The organism is Spirosoma aerolatum (assembly GCF_002056795.1).
Classification (GTDB): Bacteria; Bacteroidota; Bacteroidia; order Cytophagales; family Spirosomataceae; genus Spirosoma; species Spirosoma aerolatum.
This window is the reverse complement of record NZ_CP020104.1, coordinates 755,001-781,531: the sequence shown is the minus strand read 5'-3', so window position 1 is coordinate 781,531 and position 26,531 is coordinate 755,001. Positions and strand designations below refer to the sequence as shown.

The 26,531-nt window shown below is 48.4% G+C and carries 21 protein-coding genes and 2 rRNA genes (1 of these 23 only partly in view); 19 read left to right on the top strand and 4 right to left on the bottom strand.

The annotated features are described in order from the left end of the window. Positions 1–28 precede the first annotated feature (28 nt). Positions 29–3,244 carry a SusC/RagA family TonB-linked outer membrane protein gene (locus B5M13_RS03330; protein ID WP_080054288.1) on the bottom strand — a complete coding sequence of 1,072 codons (3,216 nt, stop codon included), beginning with the start codon at positions 3,242–3,244 and terminating at the stop codon, positions 29–31. 246 nt (positions 3,245–3,490) lie between these two features. Here B5M13_RS03330 and B5M13_RS03325 point away from each other — a divergent pair, with 246 nt between their 5' ends. Next, positions 3,491–4,507 carry a GntR family transcriptional regulator gene (locus tag B5M13_RS03325; protein WP_026261996.1) on the top strand — a complete coding sequence of 339 codons (1,017 nt, stop codon included), beginning with the start codon at positions 3,491–3,493 and terminating at the stop codon, positions 4,505–4,507. Positions 4,508–4,653: 146 nt separating this feature from the next. On the opposite strand, the gene murQ is transcribed toward B5M13_RS03325, so the two are convergent. Next, positions 4,654–5,454: an N-acetylmuramic acid 6-phosphate etherase gene (murQ, locus tag B5M13_RS03320; RefSeq protein WP_080054287.1), complete on the bottom strand. Its 801-nt coding sequence runs from the start codon at positions 5,452–5,454 to the stop codon at positions 4,654–4,656. Positions 5,455–5,579: 125 nt separating this feature from the next. On the opposite strand from murQ, the gene ilvD reads away from it, so the two are divergent. From ilvD to B5M13_RS03230, 18 genes are all read left to right on the top strand, one after another. Continuing rightward, positions 5,580–7,280 (top strand): dihydroxy-acid dehydratase, encoded by a 1,701-nt coding sequence (ilvD, locus tag B5M13_RS03315; protein ID WP_080054286.1) that lies wholly within the window; start codon positions 5,580–5,582, stop codon positions 7,278–7,280. Positions 7,281–7,360: 80 nt separating this feature from the next. Then, a complete protein-coding gene (gene ilvB, locus B5M13_RS03310) occupies positions 7,361–9,106 on the top strand; it encodes a biosynthetic-type acetolactate synthase large subunit (protein WP_080054285.1) in 1,746 nt (581 codons plus the stop codon). Between the two features lie 70 nt (positions 9,107–9,176). Beyond that, positions 9,177–9,710 (top strand): acetolactate synthase small subunit, encoded by a 534-nt coding sequence (gene ilvN, locus B5M13_RS03305; RefSeq protein ID WP_080054284.1) that lies wholly within the window; start codon positions 9,177–9,179, stop codon positions 9,708–9,710. A 75-nt stretch (positions 9,711–9,785) separates the two neighbouring features. Next, on the top strand, positions 9,786–10,829 hold the full coding sequence (ilvC, locus tag B5M13_RS03300; RefSeq protein ID WP_080054283.1) for a ketol-acid reductoisomerase: 1,044 nt from the start codon (positions 9,786–9,788) through the stop codon (positions 10,827–10,829). 178 nt (positions 10,830–11,007) lie between these two features. Continuing rightward, the gene (locus tag B5M13_RS34585; protein WP_218919496.1) at positions 11,008–11,214 is read left to right on the top strand and encodes a four helix bundle protein; all 207 of its coding nucleotides are present in this window, start codon (positions 11,008–11,010) and stop codon (positions 11,212–11,214) included. 182 nt (positions 11,215–11,396) lie between these two features. After that, complete coding sequence (ilvA, locus tag B5M13_RS03290) at positions 11,397–12,677, top strand: threonine ammonia-lyase (protein WP_080054282.1); 1,281 nt, start codon at positions 11,397–11,399, stop codon at positions 12,675–12,677. 10 nt (positions 12,678–12,687) lie between these two features. Then, complete coding sequence (locus tag B5M13_RS03285) at positions 12,688–13,605, top strand: helix-turn-helix transcriptional regulator (protein ID WP_080054281.1); 918 nt, start codon at positions 12,688–12,690, stop codon at positions 13,603–13,605. Between the two features lie 34 nt (positions 13,606–13,639). Beyond that, a complete protein-coding gene (locus B5M13_RS03280) occupies positions 13,640–14,224 on the top strand; it encodes a Crp/Fnr family transcriptional regulator (RefSeq protein WP_080054280.1) in 585 nt (194 codons plus the stop codon). 107 nt (positions 14,225–14,331) lie between these two features. Beyond that, a complete protein-coding gene (locus B5M13_RS03275; RefSeq protein ID WP_080054279.1) occupies positions 14,332–16,476 on the top strand; it encodes a DAPG hydrolase family protein in 2,145 nt (714 codons plus the stop codon). A 53-nt stretch (positions 16,477–16,529) separates the two neighbouring features. Then, entirely contained in the window at positions 16,530–16,868 is a 339-nt protein-coding gene (locus B5M13_RS03270; protein WP_080054278.1) for a DUF2147 domain-containing protein, read from the top strand. A 185-nt stretch (positions 16,869–17,053) separates the two neighbouring features. Next, positions 17,054–18,457, top strand: a complete 1,404-nt coding sequence (gene leuC, locus B5M13_RS03265; RefSeq protein ID WP_080059777.1) for a 3-isopropylmalate dehydratase large subunit — start codon at positions 17,054–17,056, stop codon at positions 18,455–18,457. Between the two features lie 95 nt (positions 18,458–18,552). Beyond that, complete coding sequence (locus B5M13_RS03260; protein WP_080054277.1) at positions 18,553–18,939, top strand: GxxExxY protein; 387 nt, start codon at positions 18,553–18,555, stop codon at positions 18,937–18,939. A 75-nt stretch (positions 18,940–19,014) separates the two neighbouring features. Beyond that, complete coding sequence (gene leuD, locus B5M13_RS03255; protein ID WP_080059776.1) at positions 19,015–19,611, top strand: 3-isopropylmalate dehydratase small subunit; 597 nt, start codon at positions 19,015–19,017, stop codon at positions 19,609–19,611. Positions 19,612–19,702: 91 nt separating this feature from the next. Beyond that, positions 19,703–21,223 (top strand): alpha-isopropylmalate synthase regulatory domain-containing protein, encoded by a 1,521-nt coding sequence (locus B5M13_RS03250; protein WP_080054276.1) that lies wholly within the window; start codon positions 19,703–19,705, stop codon positions 21,221–21,223. Between the two features lie 102 nt (positions 21,224–21,325). Beyond that, entirely contained in the window at positions 21,326–22,018 is a 693-nt protein-coding gene (locus B5M13_RS03245; protein ID WP_080054275.1) for a class I SAM-dependent methyltransferase, read from the top strand. Positions 22,019–22,152: 134 nt separating this feature from the next. Continuing rightward, positions 22,153–23,229 carry a 3-isopropylmalate dehydrogenase gene (gene leuB / locus B5M13_RS03240; RefSeq protein WP_080054274.1) on the top strand — a complete coding sequence of 359 codons (1,077 nt, stop codon included), beginning with the start codon at positions 22,153–22,155 and terminating at the stop codon, positions 23,227–23,229. Positions 23,230–23,491: 262 nt separating this feature from the next. After that, positions 23,492–24,631 (top strand): 2-isopropylmalate synthase, encoded by a 1,140-nt coding sequence (locus B5M13_RS03235; protein ID WP_080054273.1) that lies wholly within the window; start codon positions 23,492–23,494, stop codon positions 24,629–24,631. 110 nt (positions 24,632–24,741) lie between these two features. Next, positions 24,742–25,203, top strand: a complete 462-nt coding sequence (locus B5M13_RS03230; protein ID WP_080054272.1) for a hypothetical protein — start codon at positions 24,742–24,744, stop codon at positions 25,201–25,203. An 84-nt stretch (positions 25,204–25,287) separates the two neighbouring features. Here the strand turns inward: B5M13_RS03230 and rrf are convergent. Further along, a 5S ribosomal RNA gene (gene rrf, locus B5M13_RS03225) occupies positions 25,288–25,399 on the bottom strand. Between the two features lie 143 nt (positions 25,400–25,542). Next, positions 25,543–26,531, bottom strand: a 23S ribosomal RNA gene (locus B5M13_RS03220); it runs 1,839 nt beyond the window's last position.

Genomic DNA, 26,531 nt, shown 5'->3' with positions numbered 1-26,531 from the left:
TTCTCCAGCGATGTAGTGAGTAGTGTTTTTAGAAATTCAGCGTTACCCCGGCTGTGTAGGTACGAGGAACGGGATAGTTCGAAAAATCAACACCCTGACTCAGGTTTCCGCCATCGCCATTTCCGGCACCATTTCCGCTCGTTTCCGGATTCGGTCCGCCCCAGTACTTCGTGAAGATGTACACTTGCTGACAGGATGCATATACCCGGGCCGATTTAAACAGTTTGTTCACAGCACCAATGTTGTAGCCCAGCGTTATGTTTTTGATCGTGAAAAACGACGCATCGGCCAGGAACTGCGTGCTGTTCCAGTCACGCTCGATACCGGTGTAGTTACCACCATTGTTGGTGGCTCCGAACTGGCCCGCGCCCTGTGTGATCACATTAGTAGCCACAGCCGCCCCGTTGACAATAGTATTCTGTACGCGGAAACGGTCTTTTACGCCTTCAACCATGTTGAATACGCCGTCCAGATTGGCCGTGCTATATAGGTGACGAACCCACAACTGATTTCCATAAGAGCCAGAACCCGTGATCGAGAAATCGAAGTTGCCGTATTTCAGATCGTTAGTAATCCCGTAGGTGAACTTGGGGAATGGGCTACCGATGATGGTCCGGTCGTCGGCATCGCCACCATAGGTAATAACGCCATCACCGTTCACATCTTTCATTTTGATCGTTCCGATTGCCGAACGTCCTGGGATAATCGGCGAATTTTTGAGGTCTTCTGCACTCGTATAATATCCCTGTTTAACCAGGCCGTAGAACTGGCCAAATGGCTGACCTACCTGCGTAATGTGGAATGTTCCATACACCCGGTCGATACCTGGCGCCAGCGATACAACCTGATTGCGGTTGAACGAAATGTTGGCGTTGGTGGTCCACTTCAGTTTACCCATCGTGTTTTTGGTCGTCAGCGAGAATTCGTGACCCCAGAATTTAATTTCGCCAATGTTATCGTTGAAGTTAGTGAAACCCGATTCCTGTGGCACCTGCACAGCATACAACAGATTAGTGGTCCGTTTGGTATAGAAATCATAGATAAACTGGATACGGTCGTTGAACAGACCCAGGTCAAGCCCCATGTCAAACTGCTTCGTCGTTTCCCAACCCAGGTTTGGGTTAGCCAGCGACGTAACCACTGCCCCCGTTGCTACGGTGCTACCAAACACGGCATTAGTCGTGTTGTTTACCAATGCATATTGGGTGTAGTTACCAATGTTGTTGTTACCAATCACTCCATAACTAGCCCGCAGCTTGGCAAATGAAACCTGTGGTACGGTTTTTAGGAAATCTTCATCCGACACAACCCAGCCTACCGAAGCCGACGGGAATGTACCCCAGCGGTTGTTCAAACCGAACCGAGACGACCCGTCCGCACGAATAGCCGCCGTAAACAGGTATTTACCTTTATAGTTATAGGTCAGCCGAGACAGGTACGACGTTAATGACCATTGGTTGGCACCGTTTTGCGAATTTGTCCGGTCAATGTTCAATGCGCCCTGAATAGTTGGCAGCCGGTCATCGGCATAGGTATTGGCCTGTACCTGTGTAAACTCCGACCGGAACTTCTGATTCGTGAAACCAGCCAGCAGTTCAAAGTTATGATCGTTAAAGCTCTTTGCGTATGTGGCTAGGTTCTCGTTGAGCCAGGACATGCTTTCCAGCCCCTGACGAATAGACACTGCCGTGGTCGGAATCGGCACGTTGATCGCACTTGTGGCCGTCGATGGGTTAAAGAAGAAGAATTTAGAATTCGTATATTCTATATTCATCGTGGATTTCAACGTCAGCCCCGTAATCGGCCGAAACTGAATATAGGCGTTTCCTAACAGGTTGGTGTTCTTCGTTTCGTTTACCAGTTCGTTAGCGGCCCGTACCCAGTTCGGATAGTTAAAGATGTTACCCGTGCTGCTCGGCAATGTATTGTACTTCGTGAGCTCCCCATTCGCATCATAAATCGGCATGATTGGCCAGGTATGCAGGGCGTTAAACAAAATCCCGGTGCCCCGATCACCGTCGGTACGGGGTGTATTATCAAACACATACGAAGGCGCTACATTGAACCCGATCGCAACCTTATTGGAGAGGTTATAGTTTGAGTTCATCCGCAGGGAGTACCGCTTGTATTTGTTATTGAGTACTACACCATCCTGATTGAAAATACCGGCAACCAGCGATGTATTCGATTTTTCGGTATTGTGCGAAATGCTCAGGTTATAGCTTTGAAGGGGTGCTACACGGAGTAAGGCATCATACCAGTCGTTGTTTTTCCCTTCATACTGCGATGGATTCTGGAAAATGTCGGGTACAGGCAGCAACTGATCTTCGTAGAATTCTTTCTTAAACTGGGCAAACTGTACAGCATTCAGCATTTTTACCCGACCTTTTACAGGAACTTTCTGTAAACCTGTGTAGGCGGTGAAGCTGATATTTGTCTGGCCAGGTTTACCTTTTTTCGTGGTAATAAGCACAACGCCATTGGCCGCCCGTGATCCATACAGGGACGTCGAAGCTGCATCTTTCAAAATCGAAAGGTCTTCGATTTCGTCGGGGTTCAACTGCGCGATATTCCCCGTTATCGGGAATCCGTCAATAACATACAAGGGATCGCTACCTGCCGACACCGAAACCTGCCCCCGAATCCGAATGCTGATTCCCTGTCCGGGCTTACCCGTTGCCTGATTGATCTGAACACCGGCCAGTCGGCCTTGTAACTTCTGCCCGATCTGCGAAACAGGTAAGTCTTTAATTTCCTGAGAGCTGATGGTCTGAACAGCGCCCGTAACTTCCTTCTTCAACTGACTACCATAACCCACCACTACAACTTCATTGAGAGTCTGATCGTCGGGCGTCAGGGCCACAGTCAGAGATGTCTGGCTCCCAACAAGCACTTCCTTTTTGGCATAGCCTACAAAGCTAAACACCAGTGTAGCGCGGGTATCAGGCACGGCAATCCGAAAGCTACCTGTGCCATCAGTTGTTGTTCCCTGGGTGGTCCCTTTTACAATTACACTAACGCCTGCCAACAAATCACCTTTCTCATCGGTCACCTTCCCCGAAATGGTTATATCCGCTGTTGGAGCGATTTCATAGGATAGGTCCGGTCTGGGAACGTGCAGCGCCAGCAACTGTCCTGCCATCAAATCACTTCGTTTCGACTCAGTTTGCTGCACCGTCTGAGCGAAGCCGGGGACCATTCCCGCTATCAAGCCCAGCGTAGCTAGTTGATAAATTTTTTTCATGGAGGTTTAGATCGAATAGGGTTACCAGAAATAGATATAGAAAAAACATAAGCGAATACTCAAATATTGATAAACATGGAGGGGTAACTTTCCTATACCTACCCAGTTTTGTCATTATTTGATTAAGATTTTAAGAATTTTCAATATATCGGGCGGTATTACTGCTTTTTAGTAAACACTTACTTTTACTGTACATCCCTAAAAGTAAGTTTACAAGTGATGCTGTCTGGACATTTGACATCAGAGATGATCGATCACATAAAAATCAATGACTACTCGAATACCCCCAAATACCAGCAGATTTATAACTCAATCGTAGAAGGTATTGAAAATCGGGATATTCTACCGGGCGACAAACTACCGTCGATTCACGAGTTATGTGCTTCTTTCGACGTGTCGAAGGGCACCATTGAGCGAGCGTATGAATTACTGAAAGAGAAAGAGATTATTGGCGGTGTAAAAGGCAAGGGCTTTTACATTAACTATACACCAACGGGAAATAACCTAAAAATATTCCTGTTATTCAATAAGTTAAGCGCCCATAAAAAAATCATCTACGACTCCTTTGTCGAGATGCTGGGCGATACTGTAGCGATTGACTTCTTTATTTATAACAACGATTTTCGCTTATTCCGGGACTTAATTCAGCGTCAGGCTCATAATCATACGCATTATGTAATCATCGGCCACTTTTTCGACGGGGAAGAGAAGGCCGCTGAGCTGATCAATAGCTTACCTAAGCATAAACTGGTGATTCTCGACAAACTGCTCGACGGCATAACCGGCAACTATGCGGCTGTATTTCAGAACTTCGAAAAGGATCTCTATCAGGCGCTGATTGAAGCGTTGCCTCTGCTAAGGAAATACAGGACCATCAGTATTCTTGTGCCTTCCTACACCTATCACCCCAAAGCGATACTGAACGGTTTCTATAAATTCTGTTATGAGTATGGGTTTCAAACCAGGGTTATTCATGACATTCGGCAGGAACCTATCCTATCCCAGCAGGCCTATATCAATTTAATGGAGGAGGATTTGGTCGAACTGATCAAGAAAATAAAGCAGACGGCCTATGGCATCGGGCAGGAAGTAGGAATACTTTCCTATAATGACACACCCCTAAAAGAATTTCTGCTGGAAGGGATTACGGTGATTTCAACCGATTTTGCGCAGATGGGACGAACGGCCGCCCAACTGATTCTGAATGGCAGTCAGGAACATATTGAAAATCCCTTCCGCCTAATCGTACGAAAGTCACTATAGAACATTTACGGATGGAGCCAAAACTGGGTGCCTTTTTTGTCATGCTTCCTTCGTCAGCATGACAAAAAAGGCACCCAGTTTTGACGAAATTTGAAAAGTTCAAACAGATTCAGCACTTAATTAATGCCTATTGCTTATTAACTTATTTACGGCTTATATCCTTCGATTGCTCCCCGGACGTTGCCAAATTGTGCCAAAAGCGCTTCTGCTTTCTGACGATCAACGCCCAACTCGTCCATGACCATACGAGCGGCCCGGTCCTGCAACTTAATATTCGACAATTGCATATCAACCATTTTGTTGCCTTTTACCCGGCCCAGACGAATCATAACCGACGTCGAAAGCATGTTCAGGACCAATTTCTGGGCTGTTCCCGCTTTCATACGTGTGCTGCCCGTCACAAACTCGGGGCCTACCACTACTTCAACCGGATATTCGGCTGCTTTTGCCACTGCTGAGCCTTCATTACAGACTATACAACCAGTTAGCAAACCAGCTTTCCGGGCCTCCTCCAGGCCACCAATTACATAGGGGGTTCTACCTGAAGCCGCAATCCCGATAACAGTATCCAGCGAATCAGGATGATAGGGAGCCATGTCTTTCCAGGCTTGCTCAGGATCATCTTCAGCAAATTCTACGGCTTTCCGAATGGCTCCATCCCCTCCGGCAATTAGGCCAATAACTAAATCGTGTGGAACACCATAGGTTGGTGGACACTCCGACGCATCGACAATACCCAGTCGGCCACTGGTGCCCGCTCCGATATAAAAGAGCCGTCCGCCTTCTTTCATGCGTTTAGCCGTTTCGTCTACTAGTGCTTCAATCTGCGGAATAGCCTTCTCCACGGCCAGCGGAACCGTTTGATCTTCCTTGTTTATTGTAACGAGCAAGTCGTGAACCGACATCTGCTCCAGATGGTCGTAATAGGATGTGCTTTCTGTTGTCATACCTCAAAAGTAATACTCACGTATTTTAACCGACAAATAATCATTTTTTTCTTGCCTTTTCGAAAAACATAATTTTTCTTTACAGCGTTATTACACCAGCAGCGAAATTTCGCTAATTGTAAAATATGCTTACCGAATCAACTCCTACTGAACTGAATCGCTTTAGTCGTACCCTTACACAGGAAATTAGTAACCCAGCCGCCAAAGCCATGCTCTATGGTGTAGGCCTTACGGAAGACGACATGCAGAAGCCTCAGATTGGCATTGCCAGCACGGGCTACGAAGGCAACACCTGCAATATGCACCTAAACGGACTCTCGGTATATGTTAAGCAGGGAATCCAGGCGAATGGACTCGTTGGACTTATTTTCAATACAATCGGTGTATCGGATGGAATGACCAACGGCAACGACGGTATGCGGTACTCGCTACCCAGCCGCGACCTCATTGCCGATTCCATTGAATCGGTAGTAGCGGCTCAGTGGTACGACGGTGTGGTAACGGTAGTAGGTTGCGACAAAAATATGCCGGGTGCCGTCATGGCCATGGCCCGACTTGATCGGCCTGGTATTATGGTTTACGGTGGTACCATTCGCTCGGGCCATTATAAAGGTCAGAAACTGGATATTGTGTCGGCCTTCGAAGCACTAGGTAAAAAATACGCAGGCAACATTTCCGACGAAGATTACGAAGGCGTTATCAAAAACTCGATTCCGGGTGCCGGTGCCTGTGGCGGTATGTACACCGCCAATACCATGGCAAGCAGCATCGAAGCGATGGGCCTAAGTCTGCCATTTAGTAGCACCTATCCAGCTACTCACGAAGGCAAACAGGAAGAGTGTAAGAAAATCGGTGCTGCTATGCGGCTGTTACTCGAACGGAACATCACACCGAAAGAGATCATTACCCGCAAATCGCTCGAAAACGCTCTAACGATTGTAATGGCCCTGGGCGGTTCTACCAATGCCGTTCTGCATTACCTGGCTATTGCGCGGGCAGCCGATATTGAACTTACCCTCGACGAAATTCAGGCGATTAGCGACCGGACCCCTTTAATTGCCGATCTGAAGCCAAGTGGCAAGTATTATATGGAAGACATGCTCGCTATTGGGGGTGTTCCAGCCGTCATGAAATACTTATATCAGAACGGCTATATCCACGGCGATTGCCTGACTGTAACCGGAAAAACGGTAGCAGAAAACCTGGAAGAAGCCGCTGATCTGAATTTCGAAACGCAAAAGATTGTATTCCCGCTAAGTCAGCCCATTAAGCCAACCGGACATATTCAGATTTTACGCGGCAACCTCTCGCCAACGGGCGCAGTCGCGAAGATCACGGGTAAGGAAGGGCTGAAATTTGACGGAATAGCGAAAGTTTGCGAACACGAGGGCGAAGTCATTGAAGCGCTGTCGAAAGGCGAAATTCTACCCGGACAAGTGCTGGTGATTCGGAATGCAGGCCCTAAAGGTGGCCCTGGCATGAGCGAAATGCTGAAACCTACCTCGGCCATTATGGGAGCTGGTCTTGGCGATAAAGTAGCCCTGATTACTGATGGGCGCTTCTCAGGTGGCACACACGGGTTCGTTGTCGGTCACGTAACGCCCGAAGCCTACGAAGGTGGCCCGATTGCCCTTGTTAAAGATGGTGATCGTATTACCATCGATGCTACCACACGCGAAATCATTCTGCAGATCTCGGATGAAGAAATGGCGTATCGGAAGAGTGAATGGCAACAACCCGCTCCACGATTCACCAAAGGCGTCCTGGGCAAATACATTCGAAACGTAAAATCAGCCAGTGAGGGTTGCGTAACCGATGAAGCGTAGCTAACATCGTTCCCTCAGTAAATGGTAAAACGAATCAACACAACAAACTGAATACGACCTTAAAAACCGCTACAAGCATCATGGAAGCTATCGCCAACGTTATGCCGGAAGCCATTGAAACCGCCCCGGCTCCTACCTACATCAACGGTTCGCATGCCCTCATGCAGGCACTTGTGGCAGAGGGTGTCGACACCATTTTCGGTTATCCTGGCGGAGCCATCATGCCCGTTTATGATGCCTTATACGATTTTCAGGAGCGTATCAATCATATTCTGGTTCGTCATGAGCAGGGGGCTGGTCATGCTGCCGAAGGTTATGCCCGCGTAACGGGTCGGGCGGGGGTCTGTCTGGTAACTTCTGGCCCCGGAGCTACCAACCTGGTTACGGCCATTGCCGACGCCCTGATCGACTCAACCCCGATGGTTTGCATTGTTGGTCAGGTAGCCAAAAAGCTGCTGGGCACCGATGCCTTTCAGGAGGCCGACGTAATGGGGGTAACGATGCCCATAACCAAATGGAACTATCAGATTACCAATGCAGATGAAGTTCCCGAAGTTATGTCAAAGGCATTCTATATCGCCCAATCTGGTCGCCCCGGTCCTGTCCTGATCGACATTACCAAAAGTGCACAACTGGAGTTGATGACGAAGCCCTTTGCGTATGAGCGTTGCCAGAGTATCATTAGTTATAAGCCTCGTCGTGTGCCCAAGCACGAACAACTCGAAGCGGCTGCCAAACTAATCAACAGTGCAAAGAAGCCTTATATTCTGGTCGGCCACGGTGTTCAGATTGCCAAAGCCGAAGATGAGCTTCGGGAATTTGTTGAAAAAACAGGCATTCCAGTAGCGACTACGCTGCTTGGTCAGTCAACCATTTCCACCGATCACCCACTGTATGTAGGCTGGCTGGGTATGCATGGCAACTACGGCCCCAATGTGATGACCGATCAGGCCGATGTGATTATTGCTATCGGCATGCGTTTCGACGACCGCGTAACGGGCGATGCCAGCAAGTACATCAAGCAGGCGAAGGTTGTTCATATCGAAATCGATCCGGCCGAAATCGACAAAATTATTCGAGCCGATGCCCCGGTTGTTGGTGATGCTAAAGAGGCCCTGAAAGCGCTGATTCCGCTGGTCAATCCAAATGACCATACCGTCTGGCGAAACGAGTTCAGGAAGTATGATGCTATTGAGAATGAAACCATAACCGTACCTGAACTGACGAGCCAGACGGGTAAAATCAAAATGGCGGAAGTGATTGACCTGCTCTCCAAAAAAACGAAGGGTGAGTCAATTCTGGTCACCGATGTAGGGCAACATCAGATGATGGCTTCCCGCTATTATCAATTCCGTCGACCCAACAGCCTAGTCACATCGGGTGGTATGGGGACCATGGGTTTTGCCCTACCGGCCGCCTTCGGAGCGCAAGTCGGTGCTCCTGATCGCCAGGTGGTAGCGATCATCGGTGATGGCTGTTTCCAAATGACGCTGCAGGAACTAGGCACCATCGTCCAGAACAAGCAGCCCGTAAAAGCCATCATCCTGAACAACAACTTCCTGGGTATGGTCCGTCAGTGGCAGCAGTTGTTTCACGAGCGCCGGTATTCGTTTGTCGAGTTACAAAATCCTGATTTTGTAACCATTGCCAAAGGGTTCGGAATGGCTGGCCACACCTGTAACGAACGGGAAAGTTTATCCGACTCGCTCGATACCTTATTGAATTCCGATGGCCCTTATCTGCTGGAAGTTATCGTCGAAAAAGAAGAGAACGTATTCCCAATGGTGCCCGCAGGTGCCAGTGTCGCGCAAATCAGATTGAAATAACGTGGTGTCGGGTTCTCAAACCCGACACACTTAAAACCGTGTCGGGTTTGAGAACCCGACACCACAAACGATGACAACATACACCATCTGCATATTTACGGAAAACACCATCGGGCTGCTAAATCGCATCACGATCATTTTTACCCGTCGACGCATCAACATTGAAAGCCTGACCGTGTCGGAAACGGAGCGGAAAGGCGTATCGCGTTTTACAATAGTTATTAAGCATGAATCTCGCGAAGAGGTTGAAAAACTCGTCCGGCAGATTCGTAAAATCGTTGAAGTACTGGCCGTTTTCGGTTATCTCAACGATGAGATCGTGTACAATGAAATTGCGCTGTTTAAAGTGTCAACAGGTTTGGGCAGCAAACCCCTTGACGTTGAAACCATCAACCAGCAGTATAAAGCCTGGGTCGTTTACTGGGGCCTGGATTATGTAGTGATTGAAAAAACAGGAAACGATACCGAGATTTTCGACTTTTTCAATTACATCAAACGACACGAGATTCTGGAGTTTGTTCGCTCAGGTCGCGTAGCCGTCGGCAAAACCGAGAAAGGGCTCGTTGAGTACCTTCCCGAAGCCGACTGGGCGTATTATATGTAAACACAGTCATTCCGGCTCAGGCATGACACTAACCAAGTAGTAACCCCCAAATCAGAGTACAAAACCAATTAAACAATGGCAACGATTAATTTCGGAGGAGTTGAGGAGCAAGTAGTGACTCGCGAAGAGTTCCCGCTGGAAAAAGCCCGCGAGGTGCTGGCAAATGAAGTGATCGCCGTGATTGGCTATGGCGTACAAGGCCCAGGTCAGTCGCTCAACATGCGCGACAATGGTTTCAATGTAATTGTTGGTCAGCGGAAAGGCAAAACCTACGACAAAGCCGTAGCGGATGGCTGGGTTCCGGGCGAAACACTGTTTGAAATCGAAGAAGCCCTCGAAAAAGGCACCATCATCTGCTTCCTGCTTTCCGATGCTGCTCAGATCGAACTCTGGCCAACCGTAAAAAAATACCTGGTTCCTGGCAAATCACTGTATTTCTCGCACGGCTTCGGCGTAACTTATAAAGAGAAAACCGGCATCATTCCACCTGCCGACGTTGATGTATTCCTGGTTGCTCCGAAAGGATCGGGCACCTCGCTACGTCGTCTGTTTGTCGAAGGGAAAGGACTGAACTCGTCGTTTGCTGTCTATCAGGATGCATCGGGAAATGCTCGTACCAAAGCCATCGCTATGGGTATCGGCGTTGGATCAGGCTATCTGTTCGAAACCGATTTCTACAAAGAAGTAACCTCCGACCTAACCGGCGAACGTGGTACACTGATGGGCGCTATCCAGGGTATTTTTGCCGCTCAGTATGAAGTATTACGGGCCAACGGACACAGCCCTTCCGAAGCCTTCAACGAAACCGTAGAAGAACTGACCCAATCACTGATGCCGCTGGTAGCCGAAAACGGTATGGACTGGATGTACGCCAACTGCTCGACCACAGCCCAGCGCGGTGCCCTCGACTGGTGGAAACCTTTCCGCGACGCGACCAAACCCGTTTTCGAACAACTATACAACTCGGTAAAATCGCAGGAGCAGGCCGAAATCAGCATCACCCGCAATTCGCAGCCCGACTACCGCGAAAAACTCGAAGTAGAACTGGCCGAACTGCGTGAATCGGAAATGTGGCAGGCTGGTGCCGCCGTGCGTTCACTACGGCCAGAACGGAGCTAGAAGCTGGTCACTACCAGTGATTAAGTAGTCATGGATGGTCATTAATTGTCATTTGAGGTTGTTTTCGTTTCTTTACGAAGAATGCTTACTAATGACGACTAATGACCATTTAATGACTATTTTTTTATGGGAATAAATGATTTACACATCTATCAACTAGCTATGCAATGGGGAGAAGATCTGGCAGGCTGTTATTAGCTGGGATTTTTTCGCAAAAGATACGGTAGGTAAGCAGTTAGTACGCTCAGTCGATTCAGTAGCCGCGAACATTAGTGAGGGTTTTGGACGTTATCGATATAAAGGAAATATACATTTCTGCTATATAGCTCGTGGCTCTCCACTTGAAACCAGAACATGGATCGACAAAGCTAAACGAGTGGTCTAATCCCAGCAGAGGTCTATCTCTATATCGAGAAAGACATAAATACGCTAGGCATAAAGCTCAATACTTATATTCGGACACTTGGCCAAAACACATTTCCGTTGACAACAAGGCAGGCGAACCTGAACTAGCTTACCAGGTGAATTTGCCAGAAATCGACTGGGAAACAATCTTTTCATCAACGAATGACCACGAATGACCATTTAATGACCATCAATGACGGGTTAACTCCCGATCTTGACAATATTTACCTGGCAGCCAAACGGCTACAGGGCGTAGCTGTTCATACGCCTTTACAGGAAAATATTAACCTCTCCGACCGGTACGGTGCCAGCATCTACCTCAAACGCGAAGATTTGCAGGTCGTTCGCTCCTATAAAATTCGGGGTGCGTACAACAAGATGGCGAGTTTGCCAGCCGAAGCACTTGATAAAGGTGTTGTATGCGCCAGTGCGGGTAATCATGCGCAGGGCCTTGCCTATGCCTGCCGTAAAATGGCGGTTCGTGGCACCATCTTCATGCCAACCACAACGCCTAACCAGAAAATCAAGCAGGTGAAACTGTTTGGCAAGGAGTTCGTGGAAGTGGTTTTAGTAGGCGATACCTACGATGACGCGTTCTATGCCGCTATGGAATTTGTCAAAACCCACGACAGTACCTTTGTGCACCCGTTCGACGATGTGCTGGTGATGGAAGGGCAGGGAACCGTTGGGCTCGAAATCTTCAAAGACTCTAATGTTAAGATCGATTACCTGCTGATGGCTATCGGCGGGGGCGGTTTGGCAGCCGGAGTATCGACCGTATTCAAGCAATTAAGCCCGAAAACAAAGCTGATCGGTGTGGAACCGCTTGGATCGCCCTCGATGAAAGTGTCGATTGAAGAAGGGCATGTGATCGCCCTCGACAAGATCGACAAATTTGTGGACGGGGCCGCCGTTAAACGTCCTGGCGACATAACGTTCGAAGTCTGTCGCAAAAATTTGGACCGCGTTCTGCTGATTCCAGAAGGGAAAGTGTGTACGACCATCATGAAACTGTATGATGAAGACGCCATTGTTGCCGAACCTGCTGGTGCGCTGACGATTGCTGCCCTAGACATGATCAAAGACGAGATTCGGGGCAAAAACGTAGTTTGTCTGGTTAGTGGTGGAAACAATGATATTACCCGTACTGAAGAGATCAAAGAACGGTCGTTACTATACGAAGGGCTAAAACATTACTTTATCATTCGGTTTCCCCAACGTTCGGGTGCCTTCCGCGACTTCCTCAACGTACTTGGCCCTGAGGATGATATTACCCGGTTTGAGTACACCAAGAAAACCAACCGGGAAACCGGCCCAGCCGTGGTAGGTATCGAATTGAAACATCGCGAGGATTTTGAGCCACTTATTCAGCGGATGGAGGCCCAAAATATTGTGTACGAATACCTCAACGACCAGCCCGATTTGTTTCAGTTTTTAGTGTAGTTCCTTGCCTATGCTTCGCGTTCCTTCATCCATACTGCCCAATCAATTTCAGTCCCTGAACATCCAGCGCCCCGATGGGTCGGAAATGACCTTTGTGGCGTATCGGAGCGATGTCTATCCAGAACGGAACGAAGTATTTTTTGAAGAGCCTACTGTAATTGTCGTGCTGGAAGGCGAAAAGAAATTCAGCTCACCTACGCAGGAGTTGCACGTACGCAAAGGCGACATCTTGTTCTTCCAGCGGGGGTGCTACTCCATGAACGAATCCATCGACAACAGCTACCGGAGTCTGGTTTTTTTTGTCAACGAACGGCTTCTGAAAGAATTCGTCGGTCAGCATCTGACATTATTCCCAGCCGCTTCGGTTAATGTACCTGCCGACTTGATTCTGGCCTACTCCTCCTCCCCTGCCTTTACCACATTCATCGACTCACTTTTACCATATTTCGGGTCAAAAACACCTTTTTTGAATGAATTTCTGCGGCTCAAGTCGCAGGAGTTACTGCTGCATCTGCTGGAACTGGATACGAAAAGCTTGTTACGATCCATTCTGTGGCACATCTATCAGGGCCAAAAAACTGACCTGGACTACCTGATGGGAACCTATCTGCTCAAACCCCTGTCGATGAATGAACTGGCCCGGCTTTCGGGTCGAAGTCTCTCGGCGTTCAAGCGCGACTTTGAAGCTCATTTTGGCACTTCGCCAGGGCTATGGATTCGCAGGAAACGCCTTGAACATGCGCACTTCCTCCTCCGAAATACCACCCAGAATGTATCAGAAGTAAGCCTGGAAATTGGCTATGAGAGTGTGTCGCATTTTATTAAAGCCTACAAAAATCAATACGGTTTTACCCCAAAGCAAGCGCATCAAAACCCCGCTACGTTACCCCCACTCACTTTCTCGTCAAAAGCGGTACAAGCTATGTAGCCACTTATTCTAAAACGGCTCATACCGGGCATTCATGCTGCCACCCTACCTGGTCAACGAATTAAACAAAGCGAACGTATCCCTCCAGTCGCTGGAGGCTATCTTTCAGCATGTTTCTTTTTTGGATGTAAAAAATCAGACTCAGCTCATCTGCCCCGGCCAGATATGCGACCAAATCTATTTCGTTATGTCGGGGAGTTTTGTATGCCGTTACATTGATGAAGATCTTGAGATCGAAAAAACGATCAATTTCTTTATGGACGATTTTCACCCGTTTATGAGCTGCGTCGACAGCTTCTTTTCGGGCGAGAAAACCCGATGTGAGCTACGGGCCATCGCTCATTCGACTGTACTAACCCTGAACAAACATAAGCTGGAATCGCTGATTGATACTGATAGTAACCTGTTTAGGTTCTATCATTCGGTAGTCACAACCGCCTTGCAGGAGGAAAATGACTTCAAACTCAAAATCATTTCCTACACGTCGGAACAGCTTTACCAATACCTGATCAGCACCTTCCCCATAATTATCCAGCGTGTGCCCTCTCGTTTTATAGCCGAGTTTATGGGCATTTCGCCCGAATGGCTGAGCAAGTTAAAACACAAGTATAGAGATTAGTCAGAATAGTCTGTTTCTTTACGGCCAATGCATTTCTTGAATTAATTCAAGTGCTGCTCCTGATGCATTCCGGTAGGTTTGAGCCATCATTTTAACGTCTCGAACCAATGGCAAACGAATACCTTGGCTACCAGTCGTCCGACTATGCCACTACATTCGCTAAATTTTACGAGGAAACTTTCGTGCCCCTAGCCTCCTCGGCTCAGGAAGCCTTAACCCGTTCACCTTTAGCTCCTGAACAATTACCAGCCTTTTCAGCCGCTCGCTATCTGGAAACTGAAGGGTACATCGATTGTGAAAATGGGTATACCCAATACGACGATGGCAGTATTCACGTAGCCGTCTGCACCTATATGCCAAACGTAACTCCGCCAATGTGGGATTGGTGGTTTGGCTGGCATGGTTGTCAGGACAGCCGCTATAAGCTCTGGCACCCGAAAGCCCATGTGAGTGCTCGCTGGGACGATGGGAAAAATGACGTGGCCTACATTGGCCGCAATTCGATTATCAAGGAGTACATTGGCAATGAGTTGCAGGATGCGCTCATCCAGTTTAAATCGCCCACAGAATTCGGCTTTTCATTCGACAGCATCAATCATCCTGACCAAGCCGTTTACATCTGTGCTCGTCTGGGTCACCCTAGCCTTCCGGTCGATTACGGCTATCTGGTCCATCAGATTCGGGCAGTAGAGGGCGGTTCAGAAATGCGTTCCCGGTTCTGGGTAGGCGGTCACTATGTGAGCGTTCGGAAAACGGGAATACTGGCCGACCTGGCTTCGGATTTTATCCGCAAGGTCAGGTCATTACCCAAAAACTTTGCTCCCGACTTACTCCGGCATTGCTCCGAAGAGATGACGCACCTGGCGACTTTTCTTCCGGCACTCTACGCCGAACTCAATCAGGAACCCAATGAGTTGCAGGTAGCTGGTACGCTTACCCGACGCTCCGAACCGGGCTTCGACCAACTGGTTATGGGAACGTTATTCAACAAAATCGATCCGGGCAAGCGTCCTGATCTGGTTGTCGAGCCTAAAAGCGTACAGGATATCGTAGCCACATTAAAATACGCCCGGTCGGTGGGCAGAAAAGTTACGGTTTGTTCGGGCGGTCATAGTTTTAGTGCCAACCACCTGCGCGACAACAGTATACTGATCCTGATGAAGGCCTTCAACCAATATGCGATCGACGCCAATACGATGACCGCTAAAGCCGGACCGGGTGTGGGCGGTAGCGTACTGATGCAGGAACTGTACAAACACAACCTGTTTTTTCCGGCGGGCCACTGTAAAGGAGTTTGTATTGGCGGCTACTTGTTACAGGGCGGCTACGGCTGGAACGGCCGCAAACTGGGTATTGCCTGCCAAAGCGTAATTGGACTCGACATTATTACGGCCGATGGCGAACTGATTCATGCTAATGCCGAACAAAACGCTGACCTGTTCTGGGCAGCACGCGGATCGGGGCCCGGCTTTTTCGGCATCGTCATCTGCTTTCACCTGAAACTGTATCCGTTGCCCAAATACCGGGCCATAATTGCCCACGATTTTTCAGCGAAGCATCTGGAAGACGTATACAGTTGGGCGTATGAAGTGGGGCCGGGCATTCCGAAAGCGGTAGAGTTTCAGATGATTATGAGTAACAATATGCTCAGTCTACTGGGACCAGGCATCGAAGCCATTGCCCCCATCTTTGCCGATACCGAGGACGAATACGAAGAAGCGATGGCCTTTATGAAAAACAGCCCGATAAAAAGCAAAGCGATTATTGCTACCCCAGCCTTCAATCCGGGGATCGATATGCTGTATAAAACGACCATGACGCATTATCCCGAAAATTGCTACTGGGGTGTGGATAACATGTGGACACATGCCCCGCTCGATGACTTGATGCCGTTTATCAAAGAGATTGCGAGAACATTGCCGCCAGCGCCATCGCATTTTCTGTGGCTCAACTGGCATCCAGGTAGCCTCTCGACCGATATGGCGTACTCCAACGAAGACAATACGTATCTGGCTTTGTACGGCAACTGGAAGAATGCCGATGAGACCGCGAAATACGGCGATTGGGCAGCAACTATGATGCGGCAAATGGCTCACCTATCGACCGGCATCCAACTGGCCGACGAAGGATTACACAAACGGACAGCCCCGTTTTTATCGGATAGTCACCTCAAAAAATTACAGGAAATCAGGGCTCAACGCGATCCAAACAGCCTTTTCTATGAATGGCACAGCCGCCCGGCTATACAATAACCGATCAGTTCCAACCTCCCTAACGTATCATTTAACTCTTAAAAAGTAATTCAATGAAACAAGCTATTTTTATTTTCAGTCTGCTGCTTGGCATGACCGGCAGTTTATTCGCCCAAAAAGCAACCGATAACTTTGCCGGGACTTACAAAACCGACGATGATGGCGCTCTTATTGCCGTCAGCAAAACCAGCAATGGATTTGTGGGTATTGATCCGGCTAAACGAGTCGTTCTAAAAGATATAAAATTTATCGATGGGCTGTGGAAAGGAACCGTTTACAACCCCAAAAAAGATATAACTGCCGACTGCGAACTGTATCTGGTTGGGAATAAGCTGAAAATAGTAGCACACAAGAGTATTCTTAGTAAAACCGTTTATTGGGAAAGGCAATGACGTAGCCGTAGAATTTATACGTGTTTGTTTCGACAAGGAGCCGGATCGATATAGCTTTTTCAGCCATCAACCCATCATGAACTAAAAACGCTACTTATTGAGCGGATAACGAGATAGACCATTCATTGGTATTTATCAATTTTGTAGCAGAGAAGTACACGAATTTATTTACTGACCGCTTTGCTATGAGCACCCCAAAAACGCTGTTCGATAAAGTCTGGGACGCACACGTTGTCCGGCATGTCGAAGATGGCCCCGATGTATTGTTTATCGACCGCCACTTTATTCACGAAGTTACCAGCCCCGTAGCGTTTCTAGGTCTCGAAGGCCGGGGCGCTTCGGTGCTGTTTTCCGGACGCACCTTCGCTACCGCCGACCACAATACACCAACCCTAAACCAGCACCTGCCCGTTGCCGACCCACTTTCGGCCAATCAGCTTGCGGCACTGGAGCGTAACGCAACCAAATACGGCATTTCGCACTGGGGATTAGGCCACGAGAAAAATGGTATAGTACACGTGGTTGGTCCTGAAAATGGCATCACGCTTCCCGGCATGACCATCGTTTGTGGCGACTCGCATACATCTACGCACGGCGCGTTCGGAGCCATCGCATTCGGTATCGGCACATCGGAAGTTGAAATGGTACTGGCCTCGCAGTGTATCATGCAGCCCAAACCAAAGAAAATGCGGATCAGCGTGAACGGTACGCTCAGCAAAGGGGTATTACCGAAAGACGTTATCCTGTACATCATCTCGCAAATTTCGGCTAGTGGCGCTACGGGCTATTTTGTCGAATACGCCGGTGATGTATTTGAGAATATGAGCATGGAAGGCCGCATGACGGTCTGCAACATGAGTATTGAAATGGGGGCTCGTGGGGGTATGATTGCACCCGACCAGAAAACCCTCGATTACCTGAATGGCCGCGAATTGGCCCCTAAAGGCGAAGCCTGGGATAAGCTTGTTCCGTACTGGGAATCGCTCAAAACCGATGAAGGTGCCAACTTCGATATCGACCTCACCTTCGATGCCGCTACTATTGAACCTCAGATTACATACGGTACCAATCCAGGCTTAGGTACGGGCGTTACGCATCAGATTCCAGTAGCCGAAGCCGTTAAAGACGGCGCTGCCAGCTACAAAAAGTCGTTACAGTACATGGGCTTCTCCGAAAATGAATCCATGATTGGCAAACCCATCGATTTCGTATTCCTCGGAAGCTGTACCAACGGCCGAATCGAAGATTTTCGGGCATTTGCTTCTATCGTAAAAGGTCGGAAGAAAGCCGATAACGTAACGGCCTGGTTAGTGCCTGGTTCGCACATCGTTGAAAAGCAGATTAAAGACGAAGGTATCCTGGATATCCTGACCAACGCTGGTTTCCAGCTCCGTCAACCGGGTTGTTCGGCCTGCTTAGCCATGAATGAAGATAAGATTCCAGCAGGCAAATACGCCGTTTCGACCTCCAACCGCAACTTCGAAGGTCGGCAGGGGCCTGGTGCCAGAACACTCCTCGCTAGCCCGCTCGTAGCTGCCGCTGCAGCCGTAACCGGCAAAGTGACCGATCCAAGAGAGTTTCTAAATTGATTTTTTGAACCGCTAAGACGCGAAGACGCAAAGAAACTTATTGTTAGCATCTCCGACAAATCTTCGCGCCCTCGCGTCTTAGCGGTTCAAAAACAATGGATAAAAACCAGTATGAAGCAATCGCCCGGCAAATATTTTTTGCTTCCCTTGAAGTTCACAAGATTATGGGTCCTGGGTTGCTTGAATCGGTTTACGAACTATGTCTGTTAAAAGAATTGTCTTTACGAGGTCTTTTAGCTGAGTGTCAAATACCTATTCCGTTAGTATTCAAAGGGTATGAATTATCGAAAGAATACCGAATAGATATTCTGGTTGAAGACCAAATAATTCTTGAGTTAAAAGCAGTTGAATCGATTTTACCTATCCATGAAGCGCAGATGATTTCCTATTTGAAACTAGCCAATAAAAAGCTGGGATTCCTTATCAATTTCAATGTGCCAATGCTAAAAGATGGCTTCCGTCGATTTGTGAATAACTACTAAAAATTTTAAATGAACCGCGAAGGTGCAAAGACACAAAAAAAAATCCTCGCGTCTTTGCGGTTTAAAATAAAACAAATGGCTTACGACAAATTCACTATACTCCGCAGTACGGCCGTTCCAATGCCGATTGAGAACGTTGATACGGATCAGATCATCCCGGCTCGCTTCCTGAAAGCTACCGAGCGTAAAGGGTTCGGCGATAACCTCTTCCGCGACTGGCGGTACAATAACGACGATACGCCTAAACCCGATTTTGTACTGAATAACCCTACCTATTCCGGTAAAATCCTGGTAGGTGGCAAAAACTTCGGTAGTGGTTCGAGCCGCGAACACGCTGCCTGGGCCATTTACGACTACGGTTTCCGTTGTGTGGTATCGAGCTTCTTTGCCGACATTTTCAAAAACAACTGCCTGAACATCGGTATATTACCCGTTACGGTCAGCCCCGAATTTGCCGACAAAATCTTTGCCGCTATCGAAGCCGATCCGAAAACCGAGCTGGAAGTTAATCTGCCCGAACAAACCATCACGCTGCTATCGACTGGCGAAAACGAAAGCTTTGCGATCAACGGCTACAAAAAGCACAATCTCACCAACGGCTACGACGACATCGACTACCTGCTTTCGATGAAGTCCGAAATCGAAACCTTCGCCGAAACGAGACCTTTTTAGTTTTGAATGACTGAATGATTGAATGATTGACTAGAAAAGCTTGCGCCAGCCTATTCAATCATTCAGTCATTCAGTCATTCAATCATTAACTATGAAACGTCGTTATATTGAAATCATGGACACGACACTGCGCGATGGTGAACAAACCAGCGGGGTGTCGTTTTCTGCGTCCGAAAAATTAGCTTTAGCTCAGTCGCTGTTGACAGAGGTTAAAGTTGACCGCGTTGAAGTAGCCTCAGCACGGGTATCAGCCGGAGAACTGGAAGCCGTTCAGCAGATTACCCGATGGGCGGCTGGAGCTGGCTTGCTTGATAAGATTGAAGTGCTAACGTTTGTTGATGGGCTAGCCTCGCTCGACTGGATGCGCGCTTCGGGCGCCAGGGTGATGAACCTGCTGACTAAAGGGTCGATGAATCACCTTACCCACCAGCTTAAGAAAACGCCTATTGAACACTTCAACGATATTCAGCAAGTTATCGAGCAGGCTCGGCAGTCGGGTCTGGAAGTCAATGTGTACCTGGAAGACTGGAGTAATGGTATGCGAAACTCGCCCGACTATGTACTTCAGTACCTGGATTTCCTGCAAACACAGCCCATTCGGCGTATTTTGCTTCCCGACACCTTAGGCGTGTTGACACCCGGCGAGACATTTGCTTTTGTCAGCCAACTCGTCAATCGGTATCCAGCACTTCATTTCGATTTTCACGCCCATAACGACTACGACCTTAGCATTGCCAATGTGATGGAAGCGATTCGGGCGGGAGCGCATGGCTTGCACCTGACCGTAAATGGCCTGGGTGAACGAGCCGGAAACGCTCCCATGGCAAGCGCCATTGCCGTTCTGCGCGATTTCATGCCCGATGTTCGAACGGGTGTGGTCGAAAAATCGCTGTATCAGGTTAGCAAGATCGTTGAAACCTTTTCGGGGCTTCGAATTCCCGACAATAAGCCTGTAGTTGGCGATAACGTATTTACCCAGACCGCCGGTATCCATGCCGACGGCGACAAGAAAAACAACCTGTATTTCAACACCTTACTCCCCGAACGTTTCGGCCGCAAACGAAGCTATGCCCTCGGTAAAACATCGGGGAAAGCAAACATTGAGAACAACCTCCGCGAGTTAGGTATCCAATTGTCGGAGAGCGATTTGAAGAAAGTAACCCAGCGGGTTATCGAACTGGGCGATTTGAAAGAGGTCGTTACACGTGAAGATTTGCCGTATGTTATTTCTGACGTACTGAACACCAACGCCATTGCCTCACGGGTCGAAATCCTCAACTATGTACTGACGCACTCAAAAGACCTCAAGCCATCGGCAACGTTGCGCGTGCGGATCGAGGACGAACAATTCGAGGAAAACGCCCAGGGCGATGGTCAGTACGATGCGTTTATGAACGCCCTGAAGAAGATTTACAGCAAAAAGAAGCTAACGCTCCCTTCCCTTACCGACTATGCCGTTCGGATTCCAATGGGTGGGCGTACTGATGCCCTCTGCGAAACCATTATAACCTGGAAATTTAAAAACCGTGAATTTAAGACACGTGGCCTCGATTCCGACCAAACGGTATCGGCCATTAAAGCCACGCAAAAAATGCTGAATACGCTGGACTAATGCTGACCGTCAGATAAGGGCTACGTCCAAAATGACATTATTGCCAAATTCGTTTAATAAATTCGTGTTTTGGCTACTGAACACAAACTGTTATCACCTTTTATGAGTCAGGCAAAACAGACAGCAGAAAAAGTAGAATACAATGGGTCAGATAATCTGGCCATTATGAGTCATGCTGTCAATTACAACAGTGGGCTGTATAAATGGGTTGCCCGCGACATTCGTCCCGGCGAAGCTGTCCTGGATTTCGGCGCTGGCAATGGCGAATATGCCAACCGTTTTCCGATTGGTAGTGTTGATGCGGCCGAAATAGACCCCGACCTGTTGCCGCTGATCAAACAACCCGTTTACACCGATATTCGCCAACTTCCTAAAAAATACGACCTGATTTATACCATCAATGTACTCGAACACATTGAGCATCATGGCGAAATGGTAAAGGAGTTGTATGCGATACTTAAACCGGGCGGCCGAATTAAAGTCTTCGTACCGGCTCGTCAGGAAATTTTCAGCAATATGGACGAGCACGTTGGCCATTACCGCCGTTACGATAAAAAGCTGGTTCGCCAGATTCTCGAAGAGGCCGGTTTCCGAGTCACCGATTGCCGCTACTACGACTTTGCCGGTTATTTCATCTCGTTGATCTACAAATGGCTGGGCAAAGATGGCCGCATCACGAAGGAGTCGGTTGTCCTTTATGACCGTGTTATTTTTCCCGTAAGTCGCCTATTTGACAAACTAACCGTTGGCCAGATCATTGGTAAAAACGTCATTGCCGAGGCTGTACGGCCTTAATATTCCATTTCGAAAGTCAGTTAACCCCCAAACCAGTACGTTCACAGTTAATTTATACCCGTTAAAAGAGTATTGTGAAAAGCACCGATATACCGCTAGCGCTTTCACGCCTTCGCTCTTTCACTCTTTAATCAATGAAAAAACACATCCTTGTAGTCCCCGGTGATGGCATTGGGGCCGAAGTAACCACCGTTGGTAAGCAGGTTCTGGAAACAATCGCTCAGAAATTCGGGCATGAATTCACCTACGACGAAGCGTTGATCGGCCACGTTGCTATTGAAGCCACCGGCTCTCCGCTACCCGACGAAACCTTAACCAAAATGAAGGCCGCTGATGCCGTTCTGTTTGGTGCCGTAGGCCATCCTAAATACGATAACGATCCATCCGCCAAAGTTCGGCCCGAACAGGGATTGCTCAACATGCGTAAAGAGTTAGGGCTCTATGCCAATCTGCGCCCTATCAAGCTGTTTGATGAACTGCTGGATGCATCAAGCATTAAGCCCGAAATCCTGCGGGGGGCCGATATTCTGTTCTTTCGGGAATTAACAGGGGACGTTTATTTCGGAAAGCGCGAACGACTTGATGATGGAAACACAGCCTACGACACGATGATCTACAGTAAGTACGAAGTAGAGCGCATTGTTCGGAAAGCTTTTGAAGCTGCTCGCACCCGCAGCAAAAAGTTGTGCTCAGTCGATAAAGCCAATGTGCTCGAAAGCAGTCGTCTATGGCGAGAAGTTGTACAAGCCCTTGCTCCTGAATACCCAGACGTGACGGTTGAACACCAGTTTATCGACGCGGCTGCCATGCTACTTATCAAAGATCCCAAGCGGTTCGATGTGGTCGTAACAGGCAATTTATTTGGCGACATATTGACCGATGAAGCTAGCCAGATAGCTGGTTCGATGGGTATGCTGGCTTCGGCTTCAGTTGGCGATCTGACGGGTGTTTATGAGCCTATTCACGGATCAGCTCACGATATTACAGGTAAAGGTATAGCTAACCCGCTGGCGTCGATTCTTTCGGCAGCATTATTATTGGATATATCGTTTGGCCTGAAAGATGAAGCCCAGGCCATTATTAATGCCGTAGACGCCGTGCTGAAAGCAGGTTATCGCACACGGGATATTGCCAATAGCGACACGCCAGCGGATAAAATTCTGGGAACTGATGCTATGGGTGAGCAAATTCTGCAACAGTTAACGGCCTAAAAACGAGCCTTAACCGATTCATTAAAATTTTTGCTTAGAGCCTTGCAAAAATTTTAAAAAGGGCTATTTTTGTAGCGTATTTACGCAATCAGCGAAATTTCGCAAACTACAGATGGCTATGTTCTCTACCAACCGACTGCAAAACCTAATCGTTTTCTAAGAGCGGAGAGAAGGATATATTTTGCAAAAAAAGCCCTTCCTCCGCAGGAACGGGCTTTTTTTATCGTTAACGAGTCAATACTAATTCAATCAATATCGGACTATGAGCCAACGAGTTTATATTTTCGACACCACCTTGCGCGACGGCGAACAAGTGCCAGGTTGCCAGTTGACCACTGAAGAAAAAATCGTAGTTGCTAAGGAACTAGAACGGCTCGGTGTCGATATTATCGAAGCCGGCTTCCCGATTTCCAGTCCTGGCGACTTTCGGTCAGTTGTCGAGATTTCAAAAGCCGTAACAGAACCTACCATCTGTGCATTAAGCCGGGCCGTTAAAGGTGATATCGACGCGGCTGGAGAGGCACTTAAGTGGGCGAAACGAGGCCGAATTCATACAGGTATTGGCTCATCAGACATTCATATCCGAAATAAATTCAATAGCACCCGGGAGAAAATTCTGGAGCAAGCTGTAGCCGCTGTCAAGCACGCCAAAAGCTATGTGGAAGATGTTGAATTTTACGCCGAAGATGCAGGCCGGGCTGACCTAGCTTTCCTTGCCCAACTGACCGAGGCTGTTATTGGCGCAGGAGCAACAGTCGTTAATATACCCGATACAACAGGGTATTGCCTGCCTGACGAGTACGGAAAGAAGATTGCGTATATCTATGAGCACGTTTCTAACGTACATAAGGCTACCATTTCCATTCACTGTCATAACGATTTAGGATTGGCAACGGCTAATACGCTGGCTGGCGTTATGAATGGTGCTCGTCAGGTAGAAGTCACCATCAATGGAATTGGTGAGCGGGCTGGTAATACCTCGCTCGAAGAAGTCGTTATGGCCATAAAGGTCAAGAAAGAGCTTGGCTTATACACCAATATTGATTCAACTCGGCTATATCCGGTAAGTAACCTTGTATCACAAATGATGCGGATGCCCGTTCAGGCTAATAAAGCCATTGTTGGCCGGAATGCGTTTGCCCATTCATCAGGCATCCACCAGGATGGCTTCCTGAAACATTCTGAGAATTACGAAATCATGAACCCGCAGGATGTGGGGGTACCTAAGTCATCGATTGTACTGACCGCTCGTTCTGGTCGCCACGCCCTCAAGCATCGGCTTGAATTGCTTGGCTTCCGATATGATAAACCTACACTCGATGGTATTTACACCCGCTTCCTGGATATGGCTGATATTCGCAAAGAAGTAAATGATAAAGACCTTATGGAATTAGTTCGCTAATCAGGAAGCCCGTTTCGCAACGGGCTTCCTTTTTGCAAGAACAAAATGAGAAAAATAGCTGTTTCGCCAACAAAGAACATTAGTCCATTAACTTACTAATCAGTCTTATTATGGCTCGTCCAACGCCTGAACTTATTGATGCACTTCGCAAAACAGCGAACAATCTTAAAAATGGAGCGCCTTACCAATGGGGCCATATGGGCGGTTGCAACTGCGGAAACCTCGCTCAGGAACTGACCAAACTAACCAAAGATCAAATCCACAGATACGCCATGCAACGGTATGGTGACTGGAATGAGCAGGTCGAAGATTATTGTTCAACCAGTCAAATGCCTATTGATCTTCTAATTAGTGAAATGCTGGGCGCAGGCCTCACTCTTGAAGATTTAAAGCATTTGGAGCGCCTGGATGACCGACAGATCCTAGCTCAGCTTCCACCAGAAAAACGTTATTTAAAACACAACGTTCGGGATGACGTCGTTTCGTATATGAACGCCTGGGCAAACCTACTTGAAGAACAATTACTGGCAAAAATAACTTTGCCTACAATGCATCAAATCGAGTTTGCGTAACAGCACCAACTTTAGTGAAATACGTTGGCGAATTGTTTAAAAACAGCGAAGGCCTGTCCAGATGGACAGGCCTTGCAATTTCAAAGGTGGCACCTACCTACTCTCCCACTTGTGACAGCAGTACCATCGGCAGTACGGGGCTTAACGGCTCTGTTCGGGATGGAAAGAGGTGTTCACCCGCCTTAACAGCACCAACCTATTGACTCTTTATCAGCTTTTACACTGACCTATATATTCTAGATTGCCTTGTTTCAAAGACCCCACAGAAAGAGATATCAATCATCAACCTACCCACACAGCCTCACGCATTAAACACCACTCAGAACTTCACAAAGTAACATGCACACGCTGTTGGGGCCATTAGTACGGCTCAGCTTAACGCATCTCTACGCCTACACCTGCCGCCTATCAACGTCGTCGTCTACAACACCCCTACTAAGGAACACTCATCTTCAGGCCAGTTTCGCACTTAGATGCTTTCAGCGCTTATCTGATCCGTACGTAGCTACTCGGCCGTGCCTGCGGCCAAACAACCGACTCGCCAGCGGTACGTCCATCCCGGTCCTCTCGTACTAAGGACAGATCCCGGCAGTATTCCAACGCCCACCACAGATAGGGACCGAACTGTCTCACGACGTTCTGAACCCAGCTCGCGTGCCACTTTAATCGGCGAACAGCCGAACCCTTGGAACCTTCTCCAGCCCCAGGATGTGACGAGCCGACATCGAGGTGCCAAACCTCCCCGTCGATGTGAGCTCTTGGGGGAGATCAGCCTGTTATCCCCGGCGTACCTTTTATCCTTTGAGCGATGGCCCTTCCATGCGGAACCACCGGATCACTATACCCGACTTTCGTCCCAGATCGGCTTGTTGGCCTCACTGTCAAGCTGGCTTCTGCTATTGCACTCCCCTGCCGATTACCGTCCGGCATGAGCCAACCTTGGGAAACCTCCGTTACCCTTTCGGAGGTGACCACCCCAGTCAAACTACCCACCAAACAGGGTCCTCCTTCCCGGAGTTAGAACGCCAGTCAGCCAAGGGCGGTATTTCAAGGTTGGATCCACGACGCCTGGCGACGCCCCTTCAACTCCTCCCGCCTATCCTACACATGCCTGACCGGCATTCACTGTTAAGCTGTAGTAAAGGTGCACGGGGTCTTTCCGTCCCGTGGCGGGTAAGCGGCATCTTCACCGCTACTACAATTTCACCGAACTCATGGTTGAGACAGTGCCCAGATCGTTACACCATTCGTGCAGGTCGGAACTTACCCGACAAGGAATTTCGCTACCTTAGGACCGTTATAGTTACGGCCGCCGTTTACTGGGGCTT

Coding starts and splice junctions, on each gene's coding strand:
- B5M13_RS03325 (WP_026261996.1), top strand. CDS start 3,491: ATGATCGATCACATAAAAATCAATGACTACTCGAATACCCCCAAATAC.
- B5M13_RS03330 (WP_080054288.1), bottom strand. CDS start 3,244: ATGAAAAAAATTTATCAACTAGCTACGCTGGGCTTGATAGCGGGAATG.
- B5M13_RS03270 (WP_080054278.1), top strand. CDS start 16,530: ATGAAACAAGCTATTTTTATTTTCAGTCTGCTGCTTGGCATGACCGGC.
- B5M13_RS03280 (WP_080054280.1), top strand. CDS start 13,640: ATGCTGCCACCCTACCTGGTCAACGAATTAAACAAAGCGAACGTATCC.
- leuD (WP_080059776.1), top strand. CDS start 19,015: ATGGCTTACGACAAATTCACTATACTCCGCAGTACGGCCGTTCCAATG.
- B5M13_RS03285 (WP_080054281.1), top strand. CDS start 12,688: ATGCTTCGCGTTCCTTCATCCATACTGCCCAATCAATTTCAGTCCCTG.
- B5M13_RS03250 (WP_080054276.1), top strand. CDS start 19,703: ATGAAACGTCGTTATATTGAAATCATGGACACGACACTGCGCGATGGT.
- leuC (WP_080059777.1), top strand. CDS start 17,054: ATGAGCACCCCAAAAACGCTGTTCGATAAAGTCTGGGACGCACACGTT.
- leuB (WP_080054274.1), top strand. CDS start 22,153: ATGAAAAAACACATCCTTGTAGTCCCCGGTGATGGCATTGGGGCCGAA.
- B5M13_RS03260 (WP_080054277.1), top strand. CDS start 18,553: ATGGATAAAAACCAGTATGAAGCAATCGCCCGGCAAATATTTTTTGCT.
- B5M13_RS03245 (WP_080054275.1), top strand. CDS start 21,326: ATGAGTCAGGCAAAACAGACAGCAGAAAAAGTAGAATACAATGGGTCA.
- murQ (WP_080054287.1), bottom strand. CDS start 5,454: ATGACAACAGAAAGCACATCCTATTACGACCATCTGGAGCAGATGTCG.
- ilvD (WP_080054286.1), top strand. CDS start 5,580: ATGCTTACCGAATCAACTCCTACTGAACTGAATCGCTTTAGTCGTACC.
- B5M13_RS03230 (WP_080054272.1), top strand. CDS start 24,742: ATGGCTCGTCCAACGCCTGAACTTATTGATGCACTTCGCAAAACAGCG.
- B5M13_RS03235 (WP_080054273.1), top strand. CDS start 23,492: ATGAGCCAACGAGTTTATATTTTCGACACCACCTTGCGCGACGGCGAA.
- ilvN (WP_080054284.1), top strand. CDS start 9,177: ATGACAACATACACCATCTGCATATTTACGGAAAACACCATCGGGCTG.
- B5M13_RS03275 (WP_080054279.1), top strand. CDS start 14,332: ATGGCAAACGAATACCTTGGCTACCAGTCGTCCGACTATGCCACTACA.
- ilvB (WP_080054285.1), top strand. CDS start 7,361: ATGGAAGCTATCGCCAACGTTATGCCGGAAGCCATTGAAACCGCCCCG.
- ilvC (WP_080054283.1), top strand. CDS start 9,786: ATGGCAACGATTAATTTCGGAGGAGTTGAGGAGCAAGTAGTGACTCGC.
- ilvA (WP_080054282.1), top strand. CDS start 11,397: ATGACCACGAATGACCATTTAATGACCATCAATGACGGGTTAACTCCC.